The following is a 25,820-nucleotide window of genomic DNA, read 5'->3' on the forward strand; positions in this document are numbered from 1 at the left end:
CTTACCAAAAACATTGTAAAGTACTTTCCTTTTTGTTCTGAATTATTTTCACCCGCCTAGATATCAAACTAAGCATACTTTATCTTCGCTACACTATACATAACCACAGAAACAATGCTTAAATTCATGATATATTCCCTGTTTCAGGATCGAAAAACCTATGTAAATCTACGACATAATAACGTTTTAGTGCATTATCTACACTGCTTTGCGCTTTTGCATGCCATGCTTCTTGAGCTAATTGATAATTTGGAAAGATACCAACTACATCTAAATCATCAAGATTCTTAAACTGGTGACTGCTAAGATTTTTTAACTCCCCACCAAACACAAGATATAAATACTGTTTTTTATCTTTAACTTCAGTCATATACGCCTCATTACCATTAGAAATCATAGTGCATTTTTATGTGATTAAACTAACTTTGCCTGACGAACAACATCTATCATATTTTGACAGCAACTATTTTTACCAGCAATTAAAAATCCATATTGATGAGATTCACCCCCGTAAGAAATAAAAGATGAATCCATAGATAGAAAACATCCTCCACATTCCTGTAAAATAAGATCAGCAGCAGCAATATCCCATCCATGACAATTAGGACGAACCAATACAAGATCGATTTCATTCTGAGCAACAAGAACAATGCGATATGCAAGAGAAGGGATGTAATGGTAAAAACTGACTTGATCACAAAAATCACTTGGCAATTTTTTAGCTACTGATCTATCGAGTGAGATTTTATACTTACGATTAATTTGCGATGCTAAAATAGGAAGTTCTATTCCATTTAATGTCGCCCCTCTTCCAGCAACAGCCGCATAAACATCGCCTTGGGCAGGACATTGTAAAACACCCACAATAGGACGCCCATTCTCAACAATAGCAATCGAAACACACCAACAAGCATTTCCAGAAAGAAAGCCACGAGTCCCATCGATAGGATCAACCACAAAATAACGCTCATAAACACGTTGTTCTCGATTATCCTTTGTCTCTTCTGAAATCCATCCGTAGTCTGGGCGTGCCCCAAGAAGTCTCTCTTTCAAAAATTGATCAACTGCAAAATCTGCCTCACTAACCGGCGAATTACCATCTTTGATCCAAACATCCAGCTCACATCCAAAATACTTCATCGCCAAATTTCCAGCTTCTTGACCAATGTTAAGCAAAAGACTTAGATCAGAAGAATGATGCGCTTTACTTTCCTGCAAGTGTCATCCCTTCAATTAATAATGTTGGAGCAGATATACCATAACGCCGATCAATATCATTCGCAGGTGTTAAGTGTGCTAACATATGGAGCAAATTAGAACCGAGCGTCACTTCACTAACGGGATAAGCAATTTCACCGTTTTCAATCCAAAAACCAGAAGCACCACGACTATATTGACCTGTAACAAAATCAATACCATGCCCAAATAATTCAGTTACATAAAAACCACTCCGCAAATCTTTTATCATGTCTGAAGGTGATACTAAACCAGGTTCAATAAAAAAATTAGTATTCGCTGGTTGAACAAGTGATGACGAACGCATACCATGACCATTAGTTTCTAAACCCAATTCGCGAGCTGAAGATGAAGAAAGAAGCCAATGTTTTAAAATACCATTTTCAATTATATTCAATGTTTTTCCTTCTACCCCTTCTCCATCAAAAGGACGAGAAAAATTTCCACGTAATCGTAAAGGTTGATCTGTTACATTAACATCAGGCTTCATAACTGTTTTGCCTAAAAAATTTTGTAGAAGACTGGTTTTACGAGCAACCGAAGCTCCATTAACCATACATGCAATATGCCCAGCAATTCCACGAGCTGTACGCGGATCAAAAACAATATCAGCAACCCCTGTAGCAGCACGAACTGCTCCTAAACGCCGGACAGCACCCAATCCCGCATTTCTACCTACAATTTCTGCTGCTTCTAAATCAGAAAAATGTAAGGCAGTTGTATAATCATAATCCCGCTCCATTTCTGTACCTTCACCAGCCAGTGCACTGCAAGAACGTGAAAAATAACTGGATCGGTAAGCTCCACAAAATCCATCGCTTGTTACAAGAATAAACCCACTACGACCATAACTTGTTGAAGCTCCACCAGAATTACTCACCCCTTTAACACCAAGGGCTGCTGCTTCCATCTTTAAAGCATCCTCTGTTAAAAAATGACTGTTTGGAACAAAATTATCAAAAAGATCAAGATCCTTAGGATGCGTAACTAAACACTCTTTATCTGCTAGACCTTCAAATAAACTGTCAGGAGAAGCTTTAGCCATCGCGATAGCACGTTCTACCAGTTCCTGCGGAGAATCTGCTAAATTAGCAGAAACACTGGCTACTTTCTTGCCAACAAAAACTCTTAATGTAAAATCATCGCTCTCTGAAGCTTCTGTTGACTCCACTTTTCCTAAGCGAACCGATATACGAGTAGAATGCGTACTAATAACAACAGCATCAGCGGCATCTGCTCCAGAACACCTTGCTGATTCAACCAACGACGCGGCTTTATCAATCCGGCTTTTATCAGTCATTATAGGCTCCCTTTTACGATGCATATAAGATAAGAAATCTGGTAAATTTATACAAAAACATAACGCTTATACACCTATCAACAAAAAATATTTCTTAATACCGTACAAACAAATTTCTAATATCTCCATACTTGCTTATTTTCTACATCTTCTTAACACACATACCTCGTAAGATATTCTATAAATTCAAAAAACGATCATCAAAATATCATCTCTATAGTCAACATTAACAAAAATAACCAAATCGTCCTATTACTATTCAACACCAATGAAAACAATTTCCTCCTGATATTACTAGGTGCCTTACTCATAAAAAATATATAAAATAATCCATACTCCTCTACTAGATATAAAAAAATCTCCCTTGAATGGAAAAATTATAATCGAAGCCTATAAATACGTATTACCGTATCACCATAAAAACGTTCATCATCTATGTAAAATGCATCAGGTAAACGAATAATAGCATTTTTCTTTTCCTCAAGCACGAAGAGTGTATCGGTTTTTGCCCACCCTCCCTTCAAAGCTTCTACGAAAGCACGCTCACCTAAACAATACCCATATGGAGGATCTGCGCAAATAACGTCAAACGGGATCATTGTTCCAATATTTCCAAGTTTTGTTGCATCACGACGCAAAATTCGTCCAATTGACTGTAATTCAAGAGCTTCAAGATTTTTCTGAATCAACCCACGCCCCCTAACTGAATTTTCAACAAAAACAGCAGCCTTTGCACCCCGTGAGAGTGCCTCAATGCCTAAAGCACCAGTACCAGCAAAAAGGTCAAGAATACGCTTGTTAACCCAAAATTGTTCTTTTCTGCTAGCAAGAATATTAAAAAGACTCTCACGAGTACGATCACTCGTTGGACGAATCGACTGATCAATAGGCGCAAACAAAACACGCCCCGCAAATTTACCGCCGATGATCCGCAAATAACCCTCTCATTATAACCTTTATGTTTTTACGCCACCACTATAAGGCTTATACCGTTTTATAGAATTATCATATAATCCCGCCTCTCGTAATCCCGCCTCTCGCTTATTCTCAAAAGAACTATCGTTACTACTATATTTCGCAGACTTACATTCTTTCTTTAAAAAATGATCCTTCTTGCTATAAGCACGAACTTCACTAAAAGATGGCGCTTTTCTTCGTCTTTTATCAAAACTAGTTCCTTTGTCTCTTTGTAGCTTACCTTCCAGTGGCTGTTCCTTACCTTTACGAAAAAAGGATTGCTTTTCAAATAAATCATCCTTACAAGCATGGTGATTGTCTTTACTATGGAACGATTTCTTATGCACACTCTTTGGACGTGCACCAGGAGCCATCCAAACATTAGAACGACGAAAGTGCGACGAAAAACGCTCAGCTCCTTCATCTTCTTTTTTACTTTTACGTATCAATTTCTCATCTAGTTTCGTGCTTAATCGTGCTTTACCACGATCAATAAAGACACCGTGCCGTTTATGCTTTACACCTCCCCCACTCGAAGAAATCCAACAATCCTTTGTAATCGGAAGAGTTTGATTATTTTGTCTTTCTAAAACAGCTGTAGAATTTGAAAATGGCTTAAGAATAGGAGCATCAAAATCTGCATTAGCTTGCGTAATCAGACGCTCACCCAATTGATCACGCAACATCCTACCCTTTATCTCACGAATTTCTCCTACTTCCAAGTTAGATAAATGAAATGGACCGTAAGACACACGAATTAAACGATTAACCAATAATCCTAATGCACCTAAAACATTCTTTATTTCACGATTTTTTCCTTCACGCAAAGCCAAAGAAAGCCATACATTCGCTCCTTGTTCACGCTCAATAGATGCATCAATCGAACCATAAAAAACACCGTTAATTGCAATACCATTTTTCAGGTTATCAAGCGCACTTTGCTTTATCCTTCCATGAGCACGAACCCGATATTTACGCACCCATCCCGTCACAGGAAGCTCCAATATACGTGCTAAACCACCATCATTCGTTAATAGCAAAAGCCCTTCTGTATTAATATCAAGCCTGCCAACAGAAAGAACACGAGGCATACCTTTCGGCAAACTACTAAATACTGTTGGCCTACCCTCAGGATCACGGTTAGTTGTGACAAGTCCTACTGGCTTATAATAAAGCCATAACCGAGTTCTTTCCATAGGAGACAAAGGTTTACCATCAACTGTAATAATATCAGAGCGAGTAACATTAAAAGCAGGCGTCGTTACAATTGTCCCATTAACAACAACACGACCTGCGATAATCATCATCTCTGCATCACGACGTGACGCAACACCGGCACGCGCCAATCTTTTAGCAATCCGCTCATTCTCACTGTTTTCATTCATTTATTATTTACACCAGCCTCTTTCCAAAATTTTGTAAATTATTCACACATACCACACCGCTTATCCCCAAAAATGGGAGTAACACAATCATTGAGCATTTTCTATCCTTTGGCAGCAATAATACACCTGTTTACTTGCAAGTTGGTTTTAAACACTTTAAAAAGCCGTAATATTATCTTTGTTATAAAATGGTGATAGCTCACTAACTTTATGGCATCTTTTTTATGAAAGATGCTACCGTAAAAAGAACACTACATGACTTTGACCCCCATGGAAATAGCCCTTTTGGAAGCGCAATGGGCAGCAAAAAAAGATGAAATCCCCGTAGGAGCCGTCATTACACGCAGAAAAACAATCATTGCACGTGCTAGTAACTGCATAAAAGCTGCATACGATCCTACAGGACATGCGGAAATTCGTGTTATCCGTATGGCTTGTGAAACGTTACACAGCGAAAGACTTCATGATTGCGATCTTTACGTAACACTTGAGCCTTGTGCTATGTGTGCTGCTGCCATTTCATTTGCGCGCATACGGCGCCTTTACTATGCAGCAAACGACCCCAAAGGTGGTGCTATCGAACATGGACCACGCTTTTATCAACAACCAACCTGTCATCATAGGCCTGAAGTCTATTCCGGTTTTAAGGAACAAGAAGCCTCTAAACTACTTAAAGATTTTTTTATACAAAAGCGATGTTAAAGACAATCCTTGTGCCTATATACCACCCTTTCGAACCAAATACCCCTCTCTAAAAACCTACTAATTCTTTTAACTACATCCTACTTTTAAAGAAGTTTTTTTGTTACACTCTTTTAATACTATGTTCTTACCTTATTGGCTAATATAAGGGTAACTCTTGCAGATTGATGATAACTTAAAGTATCCCAAAAAAGGTGAAGCTATAGACCTTTTACATTATTCCCTTTTACAATGGGAAATATTGCTATTGTTGTTTTATATCTCACTGCAAAATACCTTCTGAACTATTCATATCTGTGTACTCATTAGCTGATAATTCTTAAAAAAATTGCACTACAACCCATATCTCGCTTCAATATTGCCATTCCACTCAAAAAACATCTTTTTAGGATGATCATAAATCGTGTTAAGATCAAAATCAGAACACAAGTTTTTAATAAGATTATTATCATTATGTATCAACATTAACAAAATAAAGCTAAAAATATCTTCAAAAGAATAAGACCACCTTACCTGTATACCGCCGATAAAAAAAGACAAATCATTCTCGGCTAAAGCACACAGTTAGAGTACGTATTCAAACTATTTTTACTTTACTTTTTTCGCTGCTTTTTCACTTTTTTCAAAATACAGTTGATTAACCTTTCCATAATTTACTGCCATCGCAGAAAACCAGACTCATTAACGACAAAATTAACATAGTAATATGGACACATATGTTGTTTATAATTCTACATCTTTCTGCCTGATCTAGAACGCTTAAATTTTACCAAGCACCTGTAATTCCCGCAAAGCAGCTGCATCGCGAGCAGATACATCAGGATAATCTGGATCATTCCCAACATCTTGTGTATAACGCCATGATCGAGCACATTTTGTACCAAAAGCCTTACTTGAACATACGCCAACACCTTCAACATCGTTTAAAACAAAGGCATCAGAAGGAGGTACGTCTTGAATAATTGTCAGAGCACTCGTGATACAAATTTCTGCCATATCCAAATTTTCTAGCGCTTCCAGCAAAACCGGATTAGAGATAAATACAATAGGCGCCGCCTCCAAAGATGACCCAATATTCTTACTAGCTCTCTCAAGCTCTAAAGCGCCAGTCACAACTTTACGCACCTGCCTAACTTTTTTCCAGCGCTCAGCCAAAGACTTGTTTTGCCATTCTTGCCGCACGGATCGAAACTGCTCTAAATGCACAGAGCAGCTTTCTGGATAACGCTCCAACCAAGCTTCTTCCATTGTAAAAGGCAACATCGGAGCTAACCATGTTACCATTCTCTCAAAAACCTCACGAACAACCTGTAAAGAAGCTTTACGTTTTTTTGACGAAGGTGCATCACAATAAAGAGAATCTTTACGAATATCAAAATAAAACGCCGATAATTCAATGATTGAAAAATCAAGCAACGCACGCATAACCTTTTTAAAATCAAAATCATTATAAGCTTGATTAATCAACTGATCCAATTCAAAAAGCCTATGCAATATAAATTTTTCAAGATCAGGTAATACACGATAAGGTATTTCTTCTCTTTCATCATGCGCTAGAGTTCCAAGCATCCAGCGAATTGCATTACGCAGTTTACGATACGAATCTACATTAGTTTGAAGAATTTTTTGACCTAAACGCTGGTCCTCCCAATAATCTGTCGTCATAACCCAAAGACGAAAAATATCTGCACCGGATTTTTTAATAATATCCTGCGGAACAACAGTGTTCCCTAAGGATTTAGACATTTTCTTACCATTCTCATCCAAAGTAAAGCCATGCGTAATCACCGTTTTATAGGGTGCACAAACGCGCGTACCACAGCTTTCCAAAAGAGAAGACTGAAACCATCCACGATGCTGATCAGATCCTTCAAAACAAACATCAGCAGGCCATTTTAAGTCAGCTCTATCTTCTAGTACAAAACTATGGCTTGCTCCAGAATCAAACCAAACATCAAGAATATCGCGAACCTGAACCCAAGATTCATGCATACGTTCACCTAAAAAACGTTCACGAGCCCCTTCTGCGAACCATGCATCTGCCCCTTCAGATTTAAAAGCCCTTAAAATACGCTCATTTACTCGCTCATCTTTAAGAATAATACCATCTTCATTCACAAAAATACAAATTGGAACTCCCCAAGCACGCTGACGAGAAAGAACCCAATCAGGACGATCTTCTATCATAGAAGACAAACGATTTTGACCAGAAGGTGGTACAAAACGTGTCATTGAAACAGCTTTCAAAGCCCGACTGCGTAAAGTTGAACCATCTCCAAGATCTTTATCCATTGAAACGAACCATTGCGGCGTATTACGAAAAATGATCGGTTTTTTTGAACGCCAACTGTGAGGATAGGAATGTTTTAAACGACCGCGTGCAAATAAGCGATCTGATTTAATTAAAGCGTTAATAACCTCTTTATTAGCATCACCCATTTTACCATTATCATCAATAACGCGCGCAGCTCCCCCTTGACGATCGGGCCCGAAACCAGGAGCATCTTTCGTATAAAAACCAGCATCATCAACAGGAAATGGTATAGAAAAATCAATACCTGCCTGTTCCAATATAAGCTTAGAGGCATTCCAAATTTCAAAATCTTCACGACCATGACTAGGTGCTGTATGAACAAAACCCGTACCAGCATTATCTGTCACATGCGCACCATCAAGCATTGCAATCTTATAATTATAACCTCCTGCTAAACCTTTAAGTGGATGCGAAAGAACAAGAGCTTTCAGCTCGTTGGCAAGAACAGCACGCAAACGCTTTAAAACAAGCTTCGCTTTTTTTGCACAACTCACGGCTAAAGCATCAGCAAAAAGAAGTCTTTCTCCAACTTGAGGACCAAAATCATTTTCTGTGCTTTCAACTTCATAAATACCGTAAGAAATCTGCGAAGAGTAACTAACCGCACGGTTCCCAGGAATTGTCCATGGAGTTGTTGTCCAAATTACAACATAAGCACCATATAAATCACTAGAATTTGCTTCAAAAACAGGAAATTTAACCCAGATAACCTCCGATTCATGATCATGATACTCAATCTCTGCCTCAGCCAAAGCTGTACGTTCAACAACAGACCACATCACAGGCTTTGAACCACAATAAATTTGATCTGACATAGCAAATTTTATCAGTTCACCCGCAATGCATGCTTCTGCATGAAAAGCCATTGTTGTATAGGGAGTGCTAAAATCCCCAATAACACCAAGGCGTTTAAATTCTTCACTTTGAACAGTTATCCAATACTGTGCAAATTCACGACATTCTTGACGAAATTCATTAAGAGGCACATCATTCTTATTTTTGCCCTGTGCACGATATTTTTCTTCAATTTTCCATTCAATCGGAAGTCCATGGCAGTCCCAACCAGGTACATAATTGGCATTAAAACCACGCATCTGAAATGAACGAACAATCACATCCTTTAAAACTTTGTTAAGAGCATGCCCAATATGAATATTACCATTTGCATACGGAGGACCATCATGGAGAATATAAAGCGGACGATCTTTTGCTTGCTGACGTAATTGAGCATAAAGATTCATATCTTCCCACCGTGCTATCAGCTCAAGTTCCTTTTGTGGTAACCCCGCTCGCATAGGAAAATTTGTTTGTGGTAAATAAAGAGTTTTTGAATAATCCATTGTTTCATTTTTCATAGTCATTATGAAATATTCCCGTCCACTTTCATGACTTCATTGTTTGCATAACTTCCTTAAACCCTGCAATTTTGGTTTTTTGATCCATGGGAAAAACTGAAATGATCATTGGTATTAAGCAGAGATTAAGAAGATATATTATAACGTTGCATACGCTTTATCATGAAACTATTAAGAAAGAAAACCCTCAAATAATCCTATCAAAAATAAAGGCTCTACCTAAGGTAGAGCCTCTTAGCAATCTAATCTTACCAAAAATCAGAATTTATAAGCTACACCAACACGGAAATCATTGGTTTTGTACCTAATTTCAAACTTTTCTTTTGCAAACTTCTTTTTACCAAAGTCTGAATAACGATATTCTGCACGCACTGTAATATTATCAAGTACTGCGAAATCAACACCACCACCAACGGTATAACCAACCATCATTTTTGTTTCATCCACCACATCCTTGGCAGAAACCTTATCCGCATCCAATTTTTCAGATGCCATCAATGATGGTATCGACAAAGTATCCTGAAATTGTGTATAAGCAATACCACCTGCAACATAAGGCATAATGCGATCAGCAGCAAAACCAACACGTACCCGTGTAGCTCCAGCCCAATTTTGTTTTAAAGTATGATTTAAAGTTCTAAATTCATCATTATCCAAACCAAAAGCAGTAGCCATCTCTGGAATTTGCTTTGCTGCATACACTCCATTTTTTCCTACATCAGACACATTTTGTACATTACTTCCAGTTACATTTCGTGCGCTATATTGATGACCGCTGTGCCCAGCTCCACTGGACGCACCATACGAATGACCATGGGGAGAACCACTCTGTCCGCCACTCGGAGTGCCAGAACTACTACCACCACTATGCCCAGCATGCAAATGTCCTTGAGAAAGAGCATGCGGCTTTTCATTCGCACTACCTTGACCAGCTCCATGATGTCCACTATGCGAATAACTGGAACCCCTAGTTGTACTTATTCCACTGACAATCCGCTCTGCTGATCTACGAGCTCTTGCTACTGCATTGTCTTTTATAGCGTTACCGGATATAGAATCACTTGTCAAAATAGTCTTTGTGTGCTTTTTATCAGACCAAATGAAATCTGTATCAACACCAAGAACAAAACTATCACCGAGATCAACATTACAACCTGTGTAAAGTCCACCTACAAAACCTGAAAGGCTAGGTAACAAGTCCTTACTCAGTGGGATAGGTTTATCTTTATAGATAAAACTCATATCAATCTTACTTGAAAAACCACCAGCTTGGCCACCAATATAAAAGCCTGTCCATGTAAAATCAGGTACTACAATAGCTGGTTGAGAAGCGGTCACTGGACGATGAGAAACCACAACATCAGCAGCCTGAGCCGCGGAAGCCGTAATCAAAGAAAAAACAGATGCTGCTATTAAACGTTTCGTATTCATAAATTATCTCCAAATATCCAAAACGGACTATATATAAGGCATCCTATTTTAAATATCTGTAGTAAAAATGATACAACTATAAAAAAAATAAAGCCCTGCTCTTAGCAGGGCCTCTTAACAACTTATTTTATACTCAATTAGAATTTATAAGCTACACCAACACGGACATCATTGGTTCTATATTGAAATTCAACTGGATACTTTTTGAATTTCTTTTTACCAAAATCTGAATAACGATATTCTGCACGCAACAAAATATTGTCAGTCATTGCGAAATCAACACCACCACCAACGGTGTAACCAACCATCGTAGCTCTATCATCAGATTCCTTAACAGAGACCGGCTTACTATTCCCTTCTTTTTTCTTTCCTAAAGATAAATAAGAACCTTGCATCTGTGCATAAGCAACACCACCAGAAACATAAGGCATAAAGCTGTTGATAACTGCAAAACCAACACGTGCACGCGTTGCACCAGACCATCTTTCTTTATAAGCAAACTCTTTGGACAATATATCGCCCTCAGCAAATTCATCAGCCTTCGCTAATGTAATACCTGCTCTTCGAACTTGTGCATTCCAATCCCTAACATCATCACCAGCAGCAAGAGATCTGGAAGAATCTATCTTTTTGTCTTCTCTACCAGCCCAAACTGCATCTGTTTCCACACCGAAAACAAAGTTACTTCCCAATTCTACGTTGAAACCTCCATAAACTCCACCCATAAAACCAGAAGGACGAGGTGTCTTGTCTTTACTCAAAACTGCAGGATCTTTTGCAGTAACCTTACTTGAAAAATTACCTACCTGACCACCAACATAAAAACCTGCCAAAGACAATGCAGATACATCAATAGCAGGTGCCGTAACAACTGGAGATGCCGCCTCACGAGGGGCCATAACATCTGCAGCATGCACCACAGAAGCCGAAATTAAAGAGATGAAAGATGTCATCATTAAATATTTTATATTCATAAGTTTTGCTCCTAATTAATCCGCGTATAATTACACGGCTATATAAAAAAATCTGTAGTAAAAATGATACAATCATAAAAAAAACAAAACTCTGTTGCCAACAGAAATACTTAACAATTGAATTTTGCAGCAAATTAAAATTTATAAGCCATACCAACACGGAAATCATTGGTCTTATATTGGAACTCAGCATTATCATTTTTGAATTTCTTTTTACCAAAATCTGAATAACGATATTCTGCACGCAACAAAATATTGTCAGTCATCGCGAAATCAACACCACCACCAACGGTGTAACCAACCATTGTGGTTGTATCATTTAATACCTGAGCAGATCTTGTTGCAGTTACAGGATCATCAGCATGTTTCCTTACTCCCATAAGCGTAAAGATACTATTCATCCGCGCATAAGAAATACCGCTAGAGACATAAGGCATAATATGACCAGCAGTTGCAAAACCAACACGCAGCCGCGCAGCACCAGACCATTTCTCTTTATAAGATAAAAAACCAACCTCTGAATCTTCCTGTGTAAATTCATCATCATAAATCAAGCAAACGCCAGCTTTTCTAAATCGTGCATTAAAATCCTGAGCCGCAGGATCGTTGTCAAGATCTCTTGTAAAAACCGTTTTTATACTTTCCTGATTAGCCAAAATTGCATCAGTTTCAATCCCAAAAACGACATTACGTCCAAGTCCTATATTGTAACCTGCATAAAAGCCACCTATAACGCCTGAAGGAAAAGGTGTCTTGTCTTTACTCAACAACCCAACTTCTTTATTAAAATTATTGATCTTAACCTTACTTGAAAAATTACCTACCTGACCACCCATATAAAAACCCAACCAAGAAAATGCAGGTACAATAACAGATGGAGCCGTAGAAAAATCCGCAGACTGTACGATAGAGACTGAAGTCAAAGAAATAATAAAAATCATAAGTAAACATCTTACATTCATATTTTTTCTCCTAGCCAATTTATAAATATTACAACTATGCAACTATTTACAAAAAAATATGTAGCAAAAATAACACAATTATAAAAAAAATAGAGCTCCGCAAAAAACGAAGCTCCCTAGGAATTTGATTTTACAGCAAAACTTATAAATTTAATCTTGTCACAAATCAGAATTTGTAAGCTACACCAACACGAAAATCATTAGTCTTGTAGCTAATTTCATGTGTATCATGTGCAAATTTCTTTTTACCAAAGTCTGAGTAACGGTATTCCGCACGCATAATAACATTATCAGCCATTGCTAAATCAACACCAGCTCCCAAAGAATAACCAACAAGCGCCTTTGTTTCATCTGACAACTTACCAGAAGCAATTACATGATCCTTATCTTTTTGTGTTACCGATATCGACAGGATATCTTGAAGACGTGCATAAGCAATACCACCAGCAATATAAGGCATAATACGATCGGCAGCAAAACCAACGCGTACTCGTGTAGCACCAGCCCACTTACCTTTAATAGTCAAACTGCTAGCTCGTTTATCACCATCTTTAATTGCGTCTTTGATAACATTAATTCCTGCATCTTTTAATATCTTCTCAACATATCCCACATTATTTTGAGAAATTGTATATGCTTTCCCCACCTTAGTATCGTCTTTATCAGACCAAACGATATCTGTATCAACACCTAGAATAAGGCCGTTTCCAAGATCAACATTAGAACCTGCATAAAAACCGCCTATAAAACCTGATAATTTAGGAAGAAGATCTTCGCTAATCATCATGCTACTGTCTTTGTTGAGAATATCCATGCCAACTTTGCTGGAAAAACCACCAATCTGACCACCAAAGTAAAAACCTGTCCACGAAAAAGTAGGGGCGACAATAACTGGCGCAACTGGTGATGGCTCTCGTTGAAGCATAATATCCGCAGCATTTGCCACAGACGCTGAAATAAAAGCAAAAGCAGAAGCTGTCATTAACCATTTTCTATTCATCATTTTTCTCCAATAGCTGATATTTGAACATACAGCCTCATATAGCGCTCAAGTTACAGATATCTGTAGCAAAAATAACACACTCATAAAAAAATGGAAAATCCGCTTTAAATATAAACAACTACCAAAATCATATAAGATCGCAACATGACCTTCAAAAACGAACACACACCCGAACTATCTTAACTCATTTTTGAAATGTAATATACAGTCCTGTGTTAATCATTTTTTAATACAATTTAATATTTTCCATACGCCTCCTAATTCTCAAAATAGTTTTTACACTGTGAAATAAATGAAAAAGCTGCTTTTTGCATTCTGTAGCTAAACCAATTTACTCAAACTACCACAAACACACATCATCTCCTAAAACAAGAAGCACGGTAAAAACAAATCCGCTCCTCTGGACCCTACCAACTATCACGAGTAGAATAATGCTCCTTGGAGCGGACTCTCCATTTGTTAAAAGATAATTTAATATTTATTAAAAAATCATAGGAACTCGTGTAGATAACTTAGGTCGCCCTATTTTTTGTTTAGATTTTTTAGAGCTTTTTTTAGAAGAATACGCTACAGGAGTCAGATCAGAAGATACCTGTGAATTTTTACCAGCAATATTGAAAAAATTCTTCTGAAAACTTTCAGAAGAGACAGTAGAAACTGCACCAAGCATCAATCCTTTAGCTGCCACAAGACTGGTTCCTTGAGCAACATAAATCATAGCAACAACAGAAACTGTAATAAGATATCTCATATTCATAGACTTACCTTTCTATTTAATATCCATAATGTATTTAAGATAGCGCTCAATTTGAAATTTCCATAAAAAATTGCAATTATTATAGATAAAAAAATTAAAGGCCCTTGCTAAAATAGAGCTCTGTAATACTTTGATTCAAAATCGATGAAATTTTTTAGATGCGCTAACACAAAAAGTACTGATTTGCTCAATTAATGAAGACACGACGCACATTTGTGTGTAAATCAAACTACACGTGGATATCCAACTCATTTCTCTAGCAAAAGCACTTTATACTGCAATACCTCATCTCAATTCTAGTCGCATAACACATACTTTACATTAAATGTAGGATCTACCATCTGCATTCCATAAGCATGCCAAGATATCCATAACGTGCATATATTCTATCCTATTATCAACAATCTTCCTAATCCTCATTTAAAAAGCAAACTTATAAATTCAGCTATGCGCAAAAATATCAACATCTGGCCATCCCAAAAGATCAAGCTTTGCCCTCATAGGCAAAAATTGAAAACATGTCTTCGCAATATCTTCTCGTTCTTCACGCTTTAAACGTTCCTCAAATACGCTTTTTAAACGATGTAAATACAAAACATCCGACGCGGCATATTCAATTTGCGCGCGCGACAACGTTTCTGCTGCCCAATCAGATGATTGCTGCTGTTTAGAAATATTAATATTCAATAACTCACCGCAAATTTCCTTCAATCCATGACGATCCGTGTAAGTACGGGTAAGTTTTGAAGCAATCTTTGTACAAAAAACGACATCTGACATAACACCAAATGTATGCGCTAAAATAGCAAGATCAAAACGTCCAAAATGGAATATCTTAGTAATCTCATTATCTTGAAGCAATTTAACCAAATTAGGAGCACTTTTTTGCCCTTTAGCAATCTGAATAATATCAGCAGTACCATCTCCAGGAGACAGCTGAACAACACATAAACGATCACGATATGGTTGCAACCCTAAAGTTTCAGTATCAACTGCAACAGCATCAATTTTATAATGATCCAAATTTGGTAAATCACCTTGATGAACACGAATCTCTGCCATCTATACTCCTATTTTTGCTAAAGTTGTAAGGATACGCGCCCAAGATCGCTGCCCCTTATGAAATGATTTTAAATTATACTTCTCATTAGGTGAATGAATACGATCATCAGCTAATGCAAATCCAATTAACACAGTTTCCATATTAAGAATTGATCGAAAATTCCCCACAATTGGAATAGAACCACCCATAGCAGTTAATAAAGCTGGAGTTTCCCACTCTTGTGATAACGCATCTTTTGCTGCTTCAATAAAAGGCGAATTATAGGGAAGTTGAATAGCTGAAGAAGCACCATGTTCTTTAAATGTAACTGTACAATCAGTAGGAACAATGCGACGTACATAATCACGAAAAATCTGGCGTATTTTTTCTGGATCTTGTTTATGCACCAAACGAAAAGAAATCTTTGCACTCGCTTTAGACGGAATAACTGTCTTGATCCCCTCACCTTCATAGCCACCACTTATACCATTAACTTCTGCTGTAGGACGAGCCCATATTTGTTCTAAAATACTCCTTCCCTTTTCACCAGAAGAAATAGAAAGACCTACAGGGCCTAAAAACGTCCCAGCATTGCAATCAAGCTCATTCCATGATTGTAAAATATCTGAAGGTGTTTCTTCTACACCATCATAAAATCCAGGAATAGTTACACGCCCCTCTTCATCATGAAGTCCACCCAAAATTTTAGCTAAAATACGAATAGGATTAGCAGCAGCACCTCCGAAATAACCGGAATGTAAATCACAATTTGCCGCTGTAATAATAACCTCTTCTCCTACAATACCTCGAAGGCCAACAGCAATTGCTGGTGTGTCCGCATCCCACATTGATGTATCACAAACTAATGCACAATCAGCTTTCAATTCATCAACATTTTCGTTTAAAAAAGGAACAAGTGAAGAAGAACCACTTTCCTCCTCACCTTCTAATAAAATGGTAACTTTTAAAGGAAGCTGGCCTGTCTCATTCTTAAATGCGCGACATGCTTCAATAAAAGTCATGAACTGTCCTTTGTCATCTGAAGCACCACGAGCGCAAATGACTTTTTCGCCATTTCGCACTTTTAAAGCAGGTTCAAATGGATCATCTTCCCATAAATGCAATGGATCGACAGGTTGAACGTCATAATGCCCATAAAAAAGTACATGCAAACAATTATCTGAAGGACCTGGATGATGTCCAACAACCATTGGGTGACCAAGTGTATCACGACGTGAAACATCAAAGCCTATACTTTTTAAATCTTCTACTAGCCAATCAGCTGTTTTACTGCATTCGTCATTATAAGCTGAATCCGTAGAAATTGATTGAAAACGTAAAAGAGAAAAAAGACGATCCAGGCTCTTTTCTATATTCTTATCGATATGTACTAGCACTTTATTTAACATTAAGAACCTCTTAATCTTCAGAAAACTGTACCCGTGACTTTAAGCCCGTTATAAGATTTTACAAGATACCTTATTCATTTTATTTACTTTTGACACTGTGGACAGTAAAAACTTGAACGTCCAGATTGTAAAATACGCATAATAGGCACCCCACATCGCAAACATTCCTTACCTTCTCTTCCATAAACAGAAAAAGAGTGTTGAAAATAACCAAGAGAACCATCTGCATGCACGTAATCACGCAAAGAAGATCCTCCAGAAAAAATTGCTTCAGCAATCACATCGCGTATATTTTGCACTAGACGCTCCACACACTCGCATGAACGCATATTTTTTAGCGCTAATGTAAATGCACTGCGCCGTGGTGATAGGTGGCTACGCCAAAGTGCTTCACATACATAAATATTTCCAAGACCAGCAATAATAGACTGATCAAGTAAAGCTGTTTTAAGAGATGCTTTTTTATTGGCAAAAGCCTTTTGTAAATAAGTAGCAGAAAATACATTACTCGTAGGCTCGAGTCCTAACTTCTTTAAAAACGGATGCTCATATAGTTTCACTGTATCAGTTAAATGCATAAATCCAAAACGACGAGGATCGTTGTAAACCAAACAATAAGCTTGACCATTCCTTGCTTGAACATTCATGATAAGATGATCATGTATAGCCAATTTTCCTGCCGAAAAAGATTCTTTTCTTAAAACATAATCCTCTATACGCCAAGATCCTGACATGCCTAAATGACTCAAAATTGTTTCATTCTGTGAAAGATGAAACAATAAATATTTCGCACGTCTGCCAAGTCCTAAAATAACTCTCCCTACAAGACGCTCAGAAAACGCTTCTGGAAAAGGAAACCTTAAATCCTGACGATTAAGTGTTACAGATAAAATTTTCGCATCAGTCAGAACCGGATCAAGCCCACGACGTACTGTCTCTACTTCAGGAAGCTCAGGCATCCATAGTCCCAATGATTAAATATTTGTAAACAAAATTTCGTTGAAAATACAACAATTCTTAAGCCCACTCACCCTTGCGAAATACGGGAACTTTTGTACCATTTGGCATTATACCATCTATGTCAATTTCACATGATCCAATCATCCAATCAATATGGATCATACTTTTATTACCACCACGAGCAGCAATCTCCTCTGCTGTCAACGATGCACCATCTAAAAAACACTTGGAATAACACTGCCCTAGAGCAATATGACATGCAGCATTTTCATCAAATAATGTATTATAAAAAAGGAGATCACTCTGAGAAATTGGAGAAGAATGTGGAACAAGAGCAACCTCACCTAATCGGCTCGCCCCCTCATCACTTTGCAAAACCTGTCGCAAAACTTCTTGCCCCATCGAAGCACGTGCATCAATAATACGCCCTGCCTCAAAACGCATCTCAATATTATCAATCAGCGATCCTTGATAAGAAAGGGGCTTTGTTGAACGAACAAAACCATCAACCTTGTAAGCATGAGGAGTGGTAAAAACTTCTTCCGTTGGAATATTAGGATTGCACACAATACCATTTTGAGCAACTGATGCACCCCCATGCCACTCATGATCATCTGCAAGACCAACCATGAGATCAGTACCTGGACCCATAAAATGCAAAGCAGAAAAACGTTGTTCATTAAGCCAAGATGATCGTTGCCTTAAAGTCGCATTATGAACAGCCCATACATGGACTGGATCACCCTCTATAACACGTGAAGCAGAAAAAATTGCATCAGCTAATTTTTTAATCGCCTCATTAAGCGGTAAAGAAGGAAACATTGCTGCAGCCCATCCTGCTGTTGGATAAGCAACAATCGACCAATTCATAACAAAATTAGATATTTTTTTAAGAGCAGGCTGATAAGCTACAGAAGTAGCCTTATTCAAACGTGCAACCTTTTGCATATCTTGATTAGAAAGCAAAAAAGGATCATCACCAACAACAGCCAAACGCGCAGCTCCACCTTCAAAAGCTTTGGCTATTCCATCATAAAGCCAGGAAGGTGCACAATCAAAACTGCTAGTATGTGCATTTTCAAAGCGTGTAAGTGATAACACATCATCACTAAAAAGTGGTGTAACTACACCAGCACCAATTTTATAAGCATGATGCGCAATGCGCCGAACCAATGGTAATGCTGTAACCGGAGAAGTCAAAACAAGATCCTGCCCTTCTTGTAAATTGATCCCTACTTTTACCGTAAGTTCTGCAAGACGATCAAGCATCTCAGGCGAAATTGCTTCATGGGCTTCGAGATACATCACCAATATCCTTTTTTAGTTATGAAAAATTACCGACTTTTATGCTTTTCTTCTAACATTGCAATAATCAAATTTAACTGATTTTGTGAAGGCACAGCATATGCTATAAATGTTTTGGTTTCATTTCTCTTATCTGCACGATGAGGTGCACGCGTAGGGATAGGAATTTTTTCAAGTTGCGCAACAATAAAAGGCATATTATGCGCGTTTTGTATTTTCTTTTCTTTTGTTTCTATATTTACTACGCTTAAACCCATAGAATCCAGCGCGTTACCAGAACGTTCTTGAGCAAAAGCATAAGCAACATCATAGGGACGATTATTAGCGGGGACTTGAAGCGATCCGTCATGCGCTCGTTTTTCATAAAATGCATTACCCCCTGCGATACGCACATAATGCATGTTTTTATAAGGGAAAGATAAACCTGCAGTATGAAAAAACATAGCATTTTTAACCTTTTTATCCCTTTCTCCGCGCAAAACAGCATCCGCTGCTTCTTTAACACGAGCAACAGATGCAGACTCAGTCATAGGACGTATCAACACACCGGGAGCAAACTGTTTATATTGACCAACAACACCACAAATCGTTTTTGGATAAGCAGTTGAATTAACGCGATTCATAACAACTGTTCCAACTGCAATCATTCCTTCACGACTTGTACGATTTGATTCAAAATACATCGCTCGCATAAGACATTGACGCTCTGTTAATGGATATGCCACTGTTTCCATTTTATCGTTATTATTTACTTTTTTGATACGGAAGTGATCTGAAGTACAACTCACAACAACTAACGGTGCCACACAACATATAATAAAAACAGTCCAAAAATCTTTCTTCATCTTATACAATACGTTTTATACAACACATTCCTATAATTCCAAAATCTTCAAGATTTAAATGAATTCTAAATACATTTTAAAAGAAAATACACGATTAACTGTTACCACTTAGTAAATTTTTGATACAGGCAGCGATTAAAAAGCACTTATGCAAAATGAAAAACTAAAATTCTTCATCCAAAGCCTTTATTATTTCATAAATCGCACAAATTCAATCAATCTTGCTATTATTAATAAATCCTCTACGAAATATTACGCTTTTAAACATCATCCAATAACTTGTGTGCACAAAACCAAGAATTAAAAAATTTTAATGCTACACTTCAAAGATCTACTCGTTTCTTTATCATTGCTCATAACATACACACCATGCCTCTGCTTCAGTTATAGTATAAAAAAATCATCAATATTTCTTATCTTTCATAACAAAAGCATTTTATATATGTTTTAAAGCCATAGCTTTAATCTGTTTTCTTGTCATCTACTACAACTTTATACGTAAGATCATCACGAGGACGCTCAGACACCATATGATAACCTGTTATAATATAATGTAGCGTTTCAGCGATATTGGTAACATGATCACCAATTCGCTCAATATTTTTTAGACAAAAGAGTAAATGCGTACAAGCCGTGATATTACGCGTATCTTCCATCATATAAGTTAGAAGCTCACGGAAAAGAGATGTATATAAAGCATCAATTTTCTCATCACGTTCACGTACTGCATCAACACGATTCAATAAATGGTCAGTGTAAGCGCTTAATACTTCCTTTAACTGATCGAGAGCTAAAGCTGTGATTGTTTCAAGACTACGATAAAAAGCTGCAGATTGACGTATTTCTGAAATAACAACCGCACGCTTAGCAATATTTTTAGCCATATCCCCAATTCTCTCAAGATCAGAAGAAATTCGGATAGCCCCAACAATTTCACGTAAATCAACAGCCATAGGTTGGCGTTTACAAATAATAGTGATCGCTTTCTCATCAATATCGCGTTCTGCTTCGTCCAAAAATAAATCATCAGTAATAACTGCAGAAGCAAGTTGAGAATCATTGCACACTATCGATGCCACAGAACGTTCAATCATTCCTTCTGCATGGTCTCCCATTGCAGTAATCTTTGCTTTCAAATATTCTAATTCTGCGTCATAAGAACGGACAGTATGGTTCATAGACATATCCTATACTCCTAAATTTGCCTATCCAAAACGCCCAGTAATATAATCTTGCGTATATTTCTCTTGCGGTGATGTAAATATCATTTCAGTTGCACCAACTTCTACTAAATTCCCTAAATGAAACATAGCAGTATACTGAGAAACACGTGCCGCCTGCTGCATTGAATGTGTAACAATGACGATTGTATAATTTTTCCGTAACGCATCAATAAGCTCTTCAATACGTGCTGTTGCAATTGGATCAAGAGCGGAACAAGGCTCATCCATCAAAATAACTTCAGGACTTACTGCAATAGCACGCGCGATACATAAGCGCTGTTGTTGTCCCCCTGATAAACTTGTTCCTGCCTCATGAAGACGATCTTTTACTTCTTCAAATAAACCCGCCTGCCTTAAGCTTTTTTCAACCACATCATGCAATTCAGCACGCGATTTTACTAAACCATGAATGCGTGGACCATAAGCAACATTCTCAAAAATAGATTTCGGAAAAGGACTAGGCTTTTGAAAAACCATCCCTACACGCGCACGCAATTCTACGACATCAATCCGCGAATCATAAATATTTTCTCCATCTAAGGTAATAAGACCTGTTATTTTAGCTCCTTCAATCGTATCATTCATGCGATTAAAACAACGCAAAAAAGTTGATTTTCCACAACCTGAAGGACCAATCAAAGCAGTGACTTGATGCTCAGGGATATCAAGAGTAATTCCATGAAGTGCTGCTTTGTCTCCATAAAAAACCTTCACATCCTGACCACGCATTTTAATCTTCATTGTAGAACTCATCTTACTTTAAGATACAAACCTTATAGAAGTTACCATCGCCGTTCAAATCGTCGACGTAAAAAAATAGCAAAAACATTCATAACAGCGAGAAAAAACATTAGTACTATAATAGCACCTGACGTCTTTTCAACAAAAGCGCGCTCTGCTTCCCCAGCCCACATGAAAATTTGTACAGGCAAAGCTGTTGCTGGATCCATTGGTGTAGTAGGAATATTCGCAACAAAAGCAACCATTCCAATCAAAAGCAAAGGCGCCGTTTCACCCAATGCCTGAGCAACACCAATAATTGTACCAGTTAAAATACCAGGCGCAGCCAAAGGAACAACATGATGAAAAATTACTTGTGTTTTTGATGCTCCCAATCCTAAAGCCGCCTCACGAAGAGAAAGAGGAACAGCTCGTAAAGCAGAACGTGTCGCAATAATAATTGTTGGTAGAGTCATAAGAACTAATACAAGACCACCAACCAAAGATGCTGAACGCGGCAACCCAAAAAAATTAATAAAAACAGCTAGCCCTAAAAGACCAAAAACAATCGAAGGAACAGCAGCAAGGTTATTGATATTCACCTCAATAAAATCTGTAAATTTATTTTTGCTTGAATATTCTTCAAGATAAAGAGCTGTTGCTATCCCAATGGGGAGTGCAATAATCAAAACTATAGCGATCATGTAGAAAGAACCAATTATCGCAACACCTAATCCCGAAGTCTCAGCACGACTTGAAGCACCAAATGTAAAAAAACCAAAATTGAATGTTTGATAAAATGTACCATCATGAGACAAGCGTTGCATCCATTCTATCTGGCGATTGGAGACCTTGCGTTTTTTTTCTGATACATGCAGATTTATGTGCCCTTTATACGCAGAATCAATGTCTGCTGCTGCTAAGACTTTTATATTTTGTGTTGTTCCAATCAGCTTTGGATTTTTTGCTATGATATTACGCAGCTGAACGCGTACACTGCTCGAAAACATTCGGCTAACATCCCGCAATGATGCTTCATCGTTTTTATCTATATCAAGCTTTTTTACTAAAGCATTACGAACAAGAAGTGGATAATTTGCAGTTATTAACACCTGTGGATTTATCTCACGTTGACCACTTGGATCAATAATTTTTTCATCCAAATAAACCGGTAATATCATTTCACTGTGAAAAAAAGCTGTATATCCTTGACTAATAATAGACAATAAAAGAGTAGATAAAAAAAACAGACCAATAAAAATGGAAATAAAACCATATATGCGAAAACGACGTTCAGCCCAATATCGACGTTTAATACAAATATTGCGACGATGCGAAAAAAAAACCTCGTTCATTCATATTGTTCCCGATATCTACGCACAATGTAAAGAGCAAAAATATTTATAAAAAGAGTTATAATGAATAATGTCATCCCTAACGCAAAAGCTACGAGAGTTTGTGGAGAATTAAACTCAAAATCACCCGTTAATTGATTAACAATTTTAACTGTCATTGTAGTCATTGATTCAAATGGATTAAGGGTTAAATTTGCTGCAACACCTGCTGCTAAAACTACAATCATCGTCTCCCCAATCGCACGTGATGCTGTTAATAAAATTGCTCCAATAATCCCTGGAAGTGCTGCTGGTATAACCACTTTTTTAATCGTTTCAGATTGTGTTGCTCCTAAACCATAAGACCCTTCACGTAAAAAACGTGGGACGGCTGTAATAACATCATCTGATAAAGAAGAAACAAAAGGAATCAACATAATTCCCATTACTAAACCAGCTGTTAAAACACTTTGCGCCATGATAAAACCAACACCACCAGAAAGAGCAACAGAGAGATCTCGTAAAAATGGTCCTACAATTTTTAAGGCAAAAAAACCATAAACAATTGTTGGAATACCAGCGAGAATCTCCAACAAAGGTTTTACAACTGACCGAAATCGAGTAGACGCGTATTCAGCCATATAAATAGCAGAAAATAATCCAATAGGAACAGCAAACAGCATTGCTACGAATGCAATATAAATCGTACCTGCAAGAAGCGGTATTAAACCAAATTCTCCCATATCATTGCCTGAACCACTCACTGAAAAACGCGGATTCCAAACTGTTCCAAAAAAGAAATTTGAAAAAGATACAGACTGGAAAAAACTTATCGTTTGAAAAAACATGGAGAGTGCTATGCCTACCGTTGTCAAAATAGCAACTATGGATGCGCAAATTAACCCTATAACAATGAAACCCTCAACTTTATTACGCGCACGCTGACTAGGAGTAATTTGCATAATACCACAAACAAAACCACACAACGCAATTATAAATTGTAAACCATAGCCAACAAAGTGCAATTTTTTAGAAGAAACGTGCCATGAATGTGCTATCCCTAATACATAAGCTGGTGCTTCACTAGATAAAAAAAACCCCTTTGCAAGTAATTGTTCCCGTACTTCTTCATATGAAGAAGCAAAAAGGTCGCCTTCAAAATGATGAATAATTTTAGCTAGACCGCAAACAGTTCTCCAAACAAAGTCATGATTACTAACATCTGTCACTTGTGTATTATGCGTCCTAACCTCTTGTGAAGCGCTGTACTCCAAATAAGTTGCACTTCCATAATCCCAAAAAATTAAGAAAATAAGGACTGGAATAACAGTTATCAAAAATGTCCACCAGCCATGATAATACGCACGAGAATGCATCCTGTATTGTGCATATTCAAGGTATCGTGCCCGCATATAAGAGATATAAAAGCCAACGAAACCAAAAATTAACAACAGAAAAATAATGAAGAAAATGCGCATGTCATCTTTCAATTTTTACAAAACAGCAATCCAGAAAACTATCGTACTACAAATTTAGAAAATTATTTCAAATTTATAACTGTCCCAGCAGAAAAAGCAGAGCGCTGCGCCTGTCGTTTTTTTTCAGAAGCAACAACTAAACCATATTCAGCTAATGGGCTATCAGGACCAATCATCTCATCTGAAAGAAAAAAGTTAACATACTCTCGCAAACTTGGAATAATACTTAAATGTGCTTTTTTAACATAGAAAAACAGTGGACGAAAAACAGGATATTCACCGCTAGAGATTGTTTCAAAGGTTGGCGAAAAACCATCAATATCCGCAACTTTTAGCTTATCAGCATTATTTTCATAAAAATACAAACCAAAAACACCAACCCCTGTTTTATTAGAATTTAGACGAGCAAATGTTTCAGAATAATCGCCATCAATATCTATGACCTTTCCATCTCTACGTACAGAAACACAAGCAGAATGTATTGCCTTGTCATCCATCCCTAAAGACTTCATTGCATCAACTGCTCCACTAGCCTTACAGCCAGCAGCAAGCAATTTTTCCTCAAAAACTTCACGCGTTCCATGTTTTTCTCCTGGAATATAAGCTGCTATCGTCCAATTAGGAAGAGTATTATTAACAGAATTCCATTTTGAAACTCTATTTGATTGCAATTTACCATTTATAATAACCTGAGCAGCTAGTGCCCTATAAATATCGACTGACTGTAATTTCCAATGAGGACCATTAACATCCGTTGCCACAACAACACCATCATACCCAATGAATATTTCCTCAACATCTTTTACACCGGCATCAAAGCAAGATTGCAACTCACTTGGTCTCATTGCTCGAGAAGCATTAACGATATCAATAGTACGCTCCCCAATACCTTGACAGAACTCCTTAATACCAGCGCCTGAGCCACCTGACTCAATAACTGGAACCTTAAAATGAGGGTAAATTTCTCCAAATATCTCCGCAACAATTTTTTGATAAGGTAAAACTGTAGATGAACCAACAATCTGAATCTGGTCACGTGCATTACCAATATTCACTGACAGCACAGCCACGAAAACCAATCCCACTCCAATAGATAACAATCTGCTCATCCATAAACTCCCTAAAATG

At 37.5% G+C, this 25,820-nt stretch carries 22 protein-coding genes; 1 reads left to right on the top strand and 21 read right to left on the bottom strand.

Annotated elements, in window-relative coordinates; translation table 11 throughout:
- Positions 1–124: 124 nt before the first annotated feature.
- From V3565_RS02560 to V3565_RS02580, 5 genes are all read right to left on the bottom strand, one after another.
- Positions 125–370 carry a DUF4170 domain-containing protein gene (locus V3565_RS02560; protein WP_455478746.1) on the bottom strand — a complete coding sequence of 82 codons (246 nt, stop codon included), beginning with the start codon at positions 368–370 and terminating at the stop codon, positions 125–127.
- A gap of 44 nt (positions 371–414) precedes the next feature.
- Positions 415–1,218, bottom strand: a complete 804-nt coding sequence (locus V3565_RS02565) for a 3'(2'),5'-bisphosphate nucleotidase CysQ (protein WP_455478747.1) — start codon at positions 1,216–1,218, stop codon at positions 415–417.
- Positions 1,205–2,536, bottom strand: a complete 1,332-nt coding sequence (locus tag V3565_RS02570; protein WP_455478748.1) for a TldD/PmbA family protein — start codon at positions 2,534–2,536, stop codon at positions 1,205–1,207. The genes V3565_RS02565 and V3565_RS02570 overlap by 14 nt, the downstream gene beginning before the upstream one ends.
- Before the next feature lie 377 nt (positions 2,537–2,913).
- Entirely contained in the window at positions 2,914–3,471 is a 558-nt protein-coding gene (rsmD, locus tag V3565_RS02575) for a 16S rRNA (guanine(966)-N(2))-methyltransferase RsmD (RefSeq protein WP_455478749.1), read from the bottom strand.
- Between the two features lie 21 nt (positions 3,472–3,492).
- Complete coding sequence (locus tag V3565_RS02580; protein WP_455478750.1) at positions 3,493–4,878, bottom strand: pseudouridine synthase; 1,386 nt, start codon at positions 4,876–4,878, stop codon at positions 3,493–3,495.
- Positions 4,879–5,133: 255 nt separating this feature from the next.
- Here V3565_RS02580 and V3565_RS02585 point away from each other — a divergent pair, with 255 nt between their 5' ends.
- Complete coding sequence (locus tag V3565_RS02585) at positions 5,134–5,580, top strand: nucleoside deaminase (RefSeq protein WP_455478751.1); 447 nt, start codon at positions 5,134–5,136, stop codon at positions 5,578–5,580.
- 759 nt (positions 5,581–6,339) lie between these two features.
- On the opposite strand, the gene ileS is transcribed toward V3565_RS02585, so the two are convergent.
- From ileS to V3565_RS02665, 16 genes are all read right to left on the bottom strand, one after another.
- Positions 6,340–9,255 (bottom strand): isoleucine--tRNA ligase, encoded by a 2,916-nt coding sequence (gene ileS / locus V3565_RS02590; RefSeq protein WP_455478752.1) that lies wholly within the window; start codon positions 9,253–9,255, stop codon positions 6,340–6,342.
- A gap of 252 nt (positions 9,256–9,507) precedes the next feature.
- Positions 9,508–10,680: an outer membrane protein gene (locus tag V3565_RS02595; RefSeq protein WP_455478753.1), complete on the bottom strand. Its 1,173-nt coding sequence runs from the start codon at positions 10,678–10,680 to the stop codon at positions 9,508–9,510.
- A gap of 137 nt (positions 10,681–10,817) precedes the next feature.
- A complete protein-coding gene (locus tag V3565_RS02600) occupies positions 10,818–11,654 on the bottom strand; it encodes an outer membrane protein (protein ID WP_455478754.1) in 837 nt (278 codons plus the stop codon).
- Positions 11,655–11,788: 134 nt separating this feature from the next.
- Entirely contained in the window at positions 11,789–12,616 is an 828-nt protein-coding gene (locus V3565_RS02605) for an outer membrane protein (protein ID WP_455478755.1), read from the bottom strand.
- A gap of 166 nt (positions 12,617–12,782) precedes the next feature.
- On the bottom strand, positions 12,783–13,616 hold the full coding sequence (locus tag V3565_RS02610; protein WP_455478908.1) for a porin: 834 nt from the start codon (positions 13,614–13,616) through the stop codon (positions 12,783–12,785).
- A 484-nt stretch (positions 13,617–14,100) separates the two neighbouring features.
- Positions 14,101–14,376, bottom strand: coding sequence for a hypothetical protein (locus tag V3565_RS02615; protein WP_455478756.1), 276 nt, complete (start codon positions 14,374–14,376; stop codon positions 14,101–14,103).
- A 441-nt stretch (positions 14,377–14,817) separates the two neighbouring features.
- Complete coding sequence (locus V3565_RS02620) at positions 14,818–15,438, bottom strand: ribonuclease D (protein WP_455478757.1); 621 nt, start codon at positions 15,436–15,438, stop codon at positions 14,818–14,820.
- On the bottom strand, positions 15,439–16,827 hold the full coding sequence (locus V3565_RS02625) for a dipeptidase (protein ID WP_455478758.1): 1,389 nt from the start codon (positions 16,825–16,827) through the stop codon (positions 15,439–15,441).
- Positions 16,828–16,910: 83 nt separating this feature from the next.
- On the bottom strand, positions 16,911–17,786 hold the full coding sequence (mutM, locus tag V3565_RS02630) for a bifunctional DNA-formamidopyrimidine glycosylase/DNA-(apurinic or apyrimidinic site) lyase (protein ID WP_455478759.1): 876 nt from the start codon (positions 17,784–17,786) through the stop codon (positions 16,911–16,913).
- A gap of 58 nt (positions 17,787–17,844) precedes the next feature.
- Positions 17,845–19,092 carry an aminopeptidase gene (locus V3565_RS02635; RefSeq protein ID WP_455478909.1) on the bottom strand — a complete coding sequence of 416 codons (1,248 nt, stop codon included), beginning with the start codon at positions 19,090–19,092 and terminating at the stop codon, positions 17,845–17,847.
- 29 nt (positions 19,093–19,121) lie between these two features.
- On the bottom strand, positions 19,122–19,937 hold the full coding sequence (locus V3565_RS02640; protein WP_455478760.1) for a cell wall hydrolase: 816 nt from the start codon (positions 19,935–19,937) through the stop codon (positions 19,122–19,124).
- A gap of 461 nt (positions 19,938–20,398) precedes the next feature.
- A complete protein-coding gene (phoU, locus tag V3565_RS02645) occupies positions 20,399–21,121 on the bottom strand; it encodes a phosphate signaling complex protein PhoU (RefSeq protein ID WP_455478761.1) in 723 nt (240 codons plus the stop codon).
- 21 nt (positions 21,122–21,142) lie between these two features.
- Positions 21,143–21,901, bottom strand: coding sequence for a phosphate ABC transporter ATP-binding protein PstB (gene pstB, locus V3565_RS02650; protein ID WP_455478762.1), 759 nt, complete (start codon positions 21,899–21,901; stop codon positions 21,143–21,145).
- 41 nt (positions 21,902–21,942) lie between these two features.
- Positions 21,943–23,235, bottom strand: a complete 1,293-nt coding sequence (gene pstA / locus V3565_RS02655; protein WP_455478763.1) for a phosphate ABC transporter permease PstA — start codon at positions 23,233–23,235, stop codon at positions 21,943–21,945.
- The gene (gene pstC, locus V3565_RS02660) at positions 23,232–24,692 is read right to left on the bottom strand and encodes a phosphate ABC transporter permease subunit PstC (RefSeq protein WP_455478764.1); all 1,461 of its coding nucleotides are present in this window, start codon (positions 24,690–24,692) and stop codon (positions 23,232–23,234) included. Before pstC ends, pstA begins: the two co-directional genes overlap by 4 nt.
- A gap of 62 nt (positions 24,693–24,754) precedes the next feature.
- Positions 24,755–25,801: a substrate-binding domain-containing protein gene (locus V3565_RS02665; RefSeq protein WP_455478765.1), complete on the bottom strand. Its 1,047-nt coding sequence runs from the start codon at positions 25,799–25,801 to the stop codon at positions 24,755–24,757.
- Positions 25,802–25,820: the final 19 nt, after the last annotated feature.

The organism is Bartonella sp. B10, assembly GCF_053794435.1.

What these genes read in the sequence shown, in the direction of transcription:
- V3565_RS02560 (WP_455478746.1), bottom strand. Translation starts at nt 370, where the DNA reads ATGACTGAAGTTAAAGATAAAAAACAGTATTTATATCTTGTGTTTGGT.
- V3565_RS02570 (WP_455478748.1), bottom strand. Translation starts at nt 2,536, where the DNA reads ATGACTGATAAAAGCCGGATTGATAAAGCCGCGTCGTTGGTTGAATCA.
- V3565_RS02580 (WP_455478750.1), bottom strand. Translation starts at nt 4,878, where the DNA reads ATGAATGAAAACAGTGAGAATGAGCGGATTGCTAAAAGATTGGCGCGT.
- V3565_RS02585 (WP_455478751.1), top strand. Translation starts at nt 5,134, where the DNA reads ATGACTTTGACCCCCATGGAAATAGCCCTTTTGGAAGCGCAATGGGCA.
- ileS (WP_455478752.1), bottom strand. Translation starts at nt 9,255, where the DNA reads ATGACTATGAAAAATGAAACAATGGATTATTCAAAAACTCTTTATTTA.
- V3565_RS02595 (WP_455478753.1), bottom strand. Translation starts at nt 10,680, where the DNA reads ATGAATACGAAACGTTTAATAGCAGCATCTGTTTTTTCTTTGATTACG.
- V3565_RS02600 (WP_455478754.1), bottom strand. Translation starts at nt 11,654, where the DNA reads ATGAATATAAAATATTTAATGATGACATCTTTCATCTCTTTAATTTCG.
- V3565_RS02605 (WP_455478755.1), bottom strand. Translation starts at nt 12,616, where the DNA reads ATGAATGTAAGATGTTTACTTATGATTTTTATTATTTCTTTGACTTCA.
- V3565_RS02610 (WP_455478908.1), bottom strand. Translation starts at nt 13,616, where the DNA reads ATGAATAGAAAATGGTTAATGACAGCTTCTGCTTTTGCTTTTATTTCA.
- V3565_RS02615 (WP_455478756.1), bottom strand. Translation starts at nt 14,376, where the DNA reads ATGAATATGAGATATCTTATTACAGTTTCTGTTGTTGCTATGATTTAT.
- V3565_RS02620 (WP_455478757.1), bottom strand. Translation starts at nt 15,438, where the DNA reads ATGGCAGAGATTCGTGTTCATCAAGGTGATTTACCAAATTTGGATCAT.
- V3565_RS02625 (WP_455478758.1), bottom strand. Translation starts at nt 16,827, where the DNA reads ATGTTAAATAAAGTGCTAGTACATATCGATAAGAATATAGAAAAGAGC.
- mutM (WP_455478759.1), bottom strand. Translation starts at nt 17,786, where the DNA reads ATGCCTGAGCTTCCTGAAGTAGAGACAGTACGTCGTGGGCTTGATCCG.
- V3565_RS02635 (WP_455478909.1), bottom strand. Translation starts at nt 19,092, where the DNA reads ATGTATCTCGAAGCCCATGAAGCAATTTCGCCTGAGATGCTTGATCGT.
- V3565_RS02640 (WP_455478760.1), bottom strand. Translation starts at nt 19,937, where the DNA reads ATGAAGAAAGATTTTTGGACTGTTTTTATTATATGTTGTGTGGCACCG.
- phoU (WP_455478761.1), bottom strand. Translation starts at nt 21,121, where the DNA reads ATGTCTATGAACCATACTGTCCGTTCTTATGACGCAGAATTAGAATAT.
- pstB (WP_455478762.1), bottom strand. Translation starts at nt 21,901, where the DNA reads ATGAAGATTAAAATGCGTGGTCAGGATGTGAAGGTTTTTTATGGAGAC.
- pstA (WP_455478763.1), bottom strand. Translation starts at nt 23,235, where the DNA reads ATGAACGAGGTTTTTTTTTCGCATCGTCGCAATATTTGTATTAAACGT.
- pstC (WP_455478764.1), bottom strand. Translation starts at nt 24,692, where the DNA reads ATGCGCATTTTCTTCATTATTTTTCTGTTGTTAATTTTTGGTTTCGTT.
- V3565_RS02665 (WP_455478765.1), bottom strand. Translation starts at nt 25,801, where the DNA reads ATGAGCAGATTGTTATCTATTGGAGTGGGATTGGTTTTCGTGGCTGTG.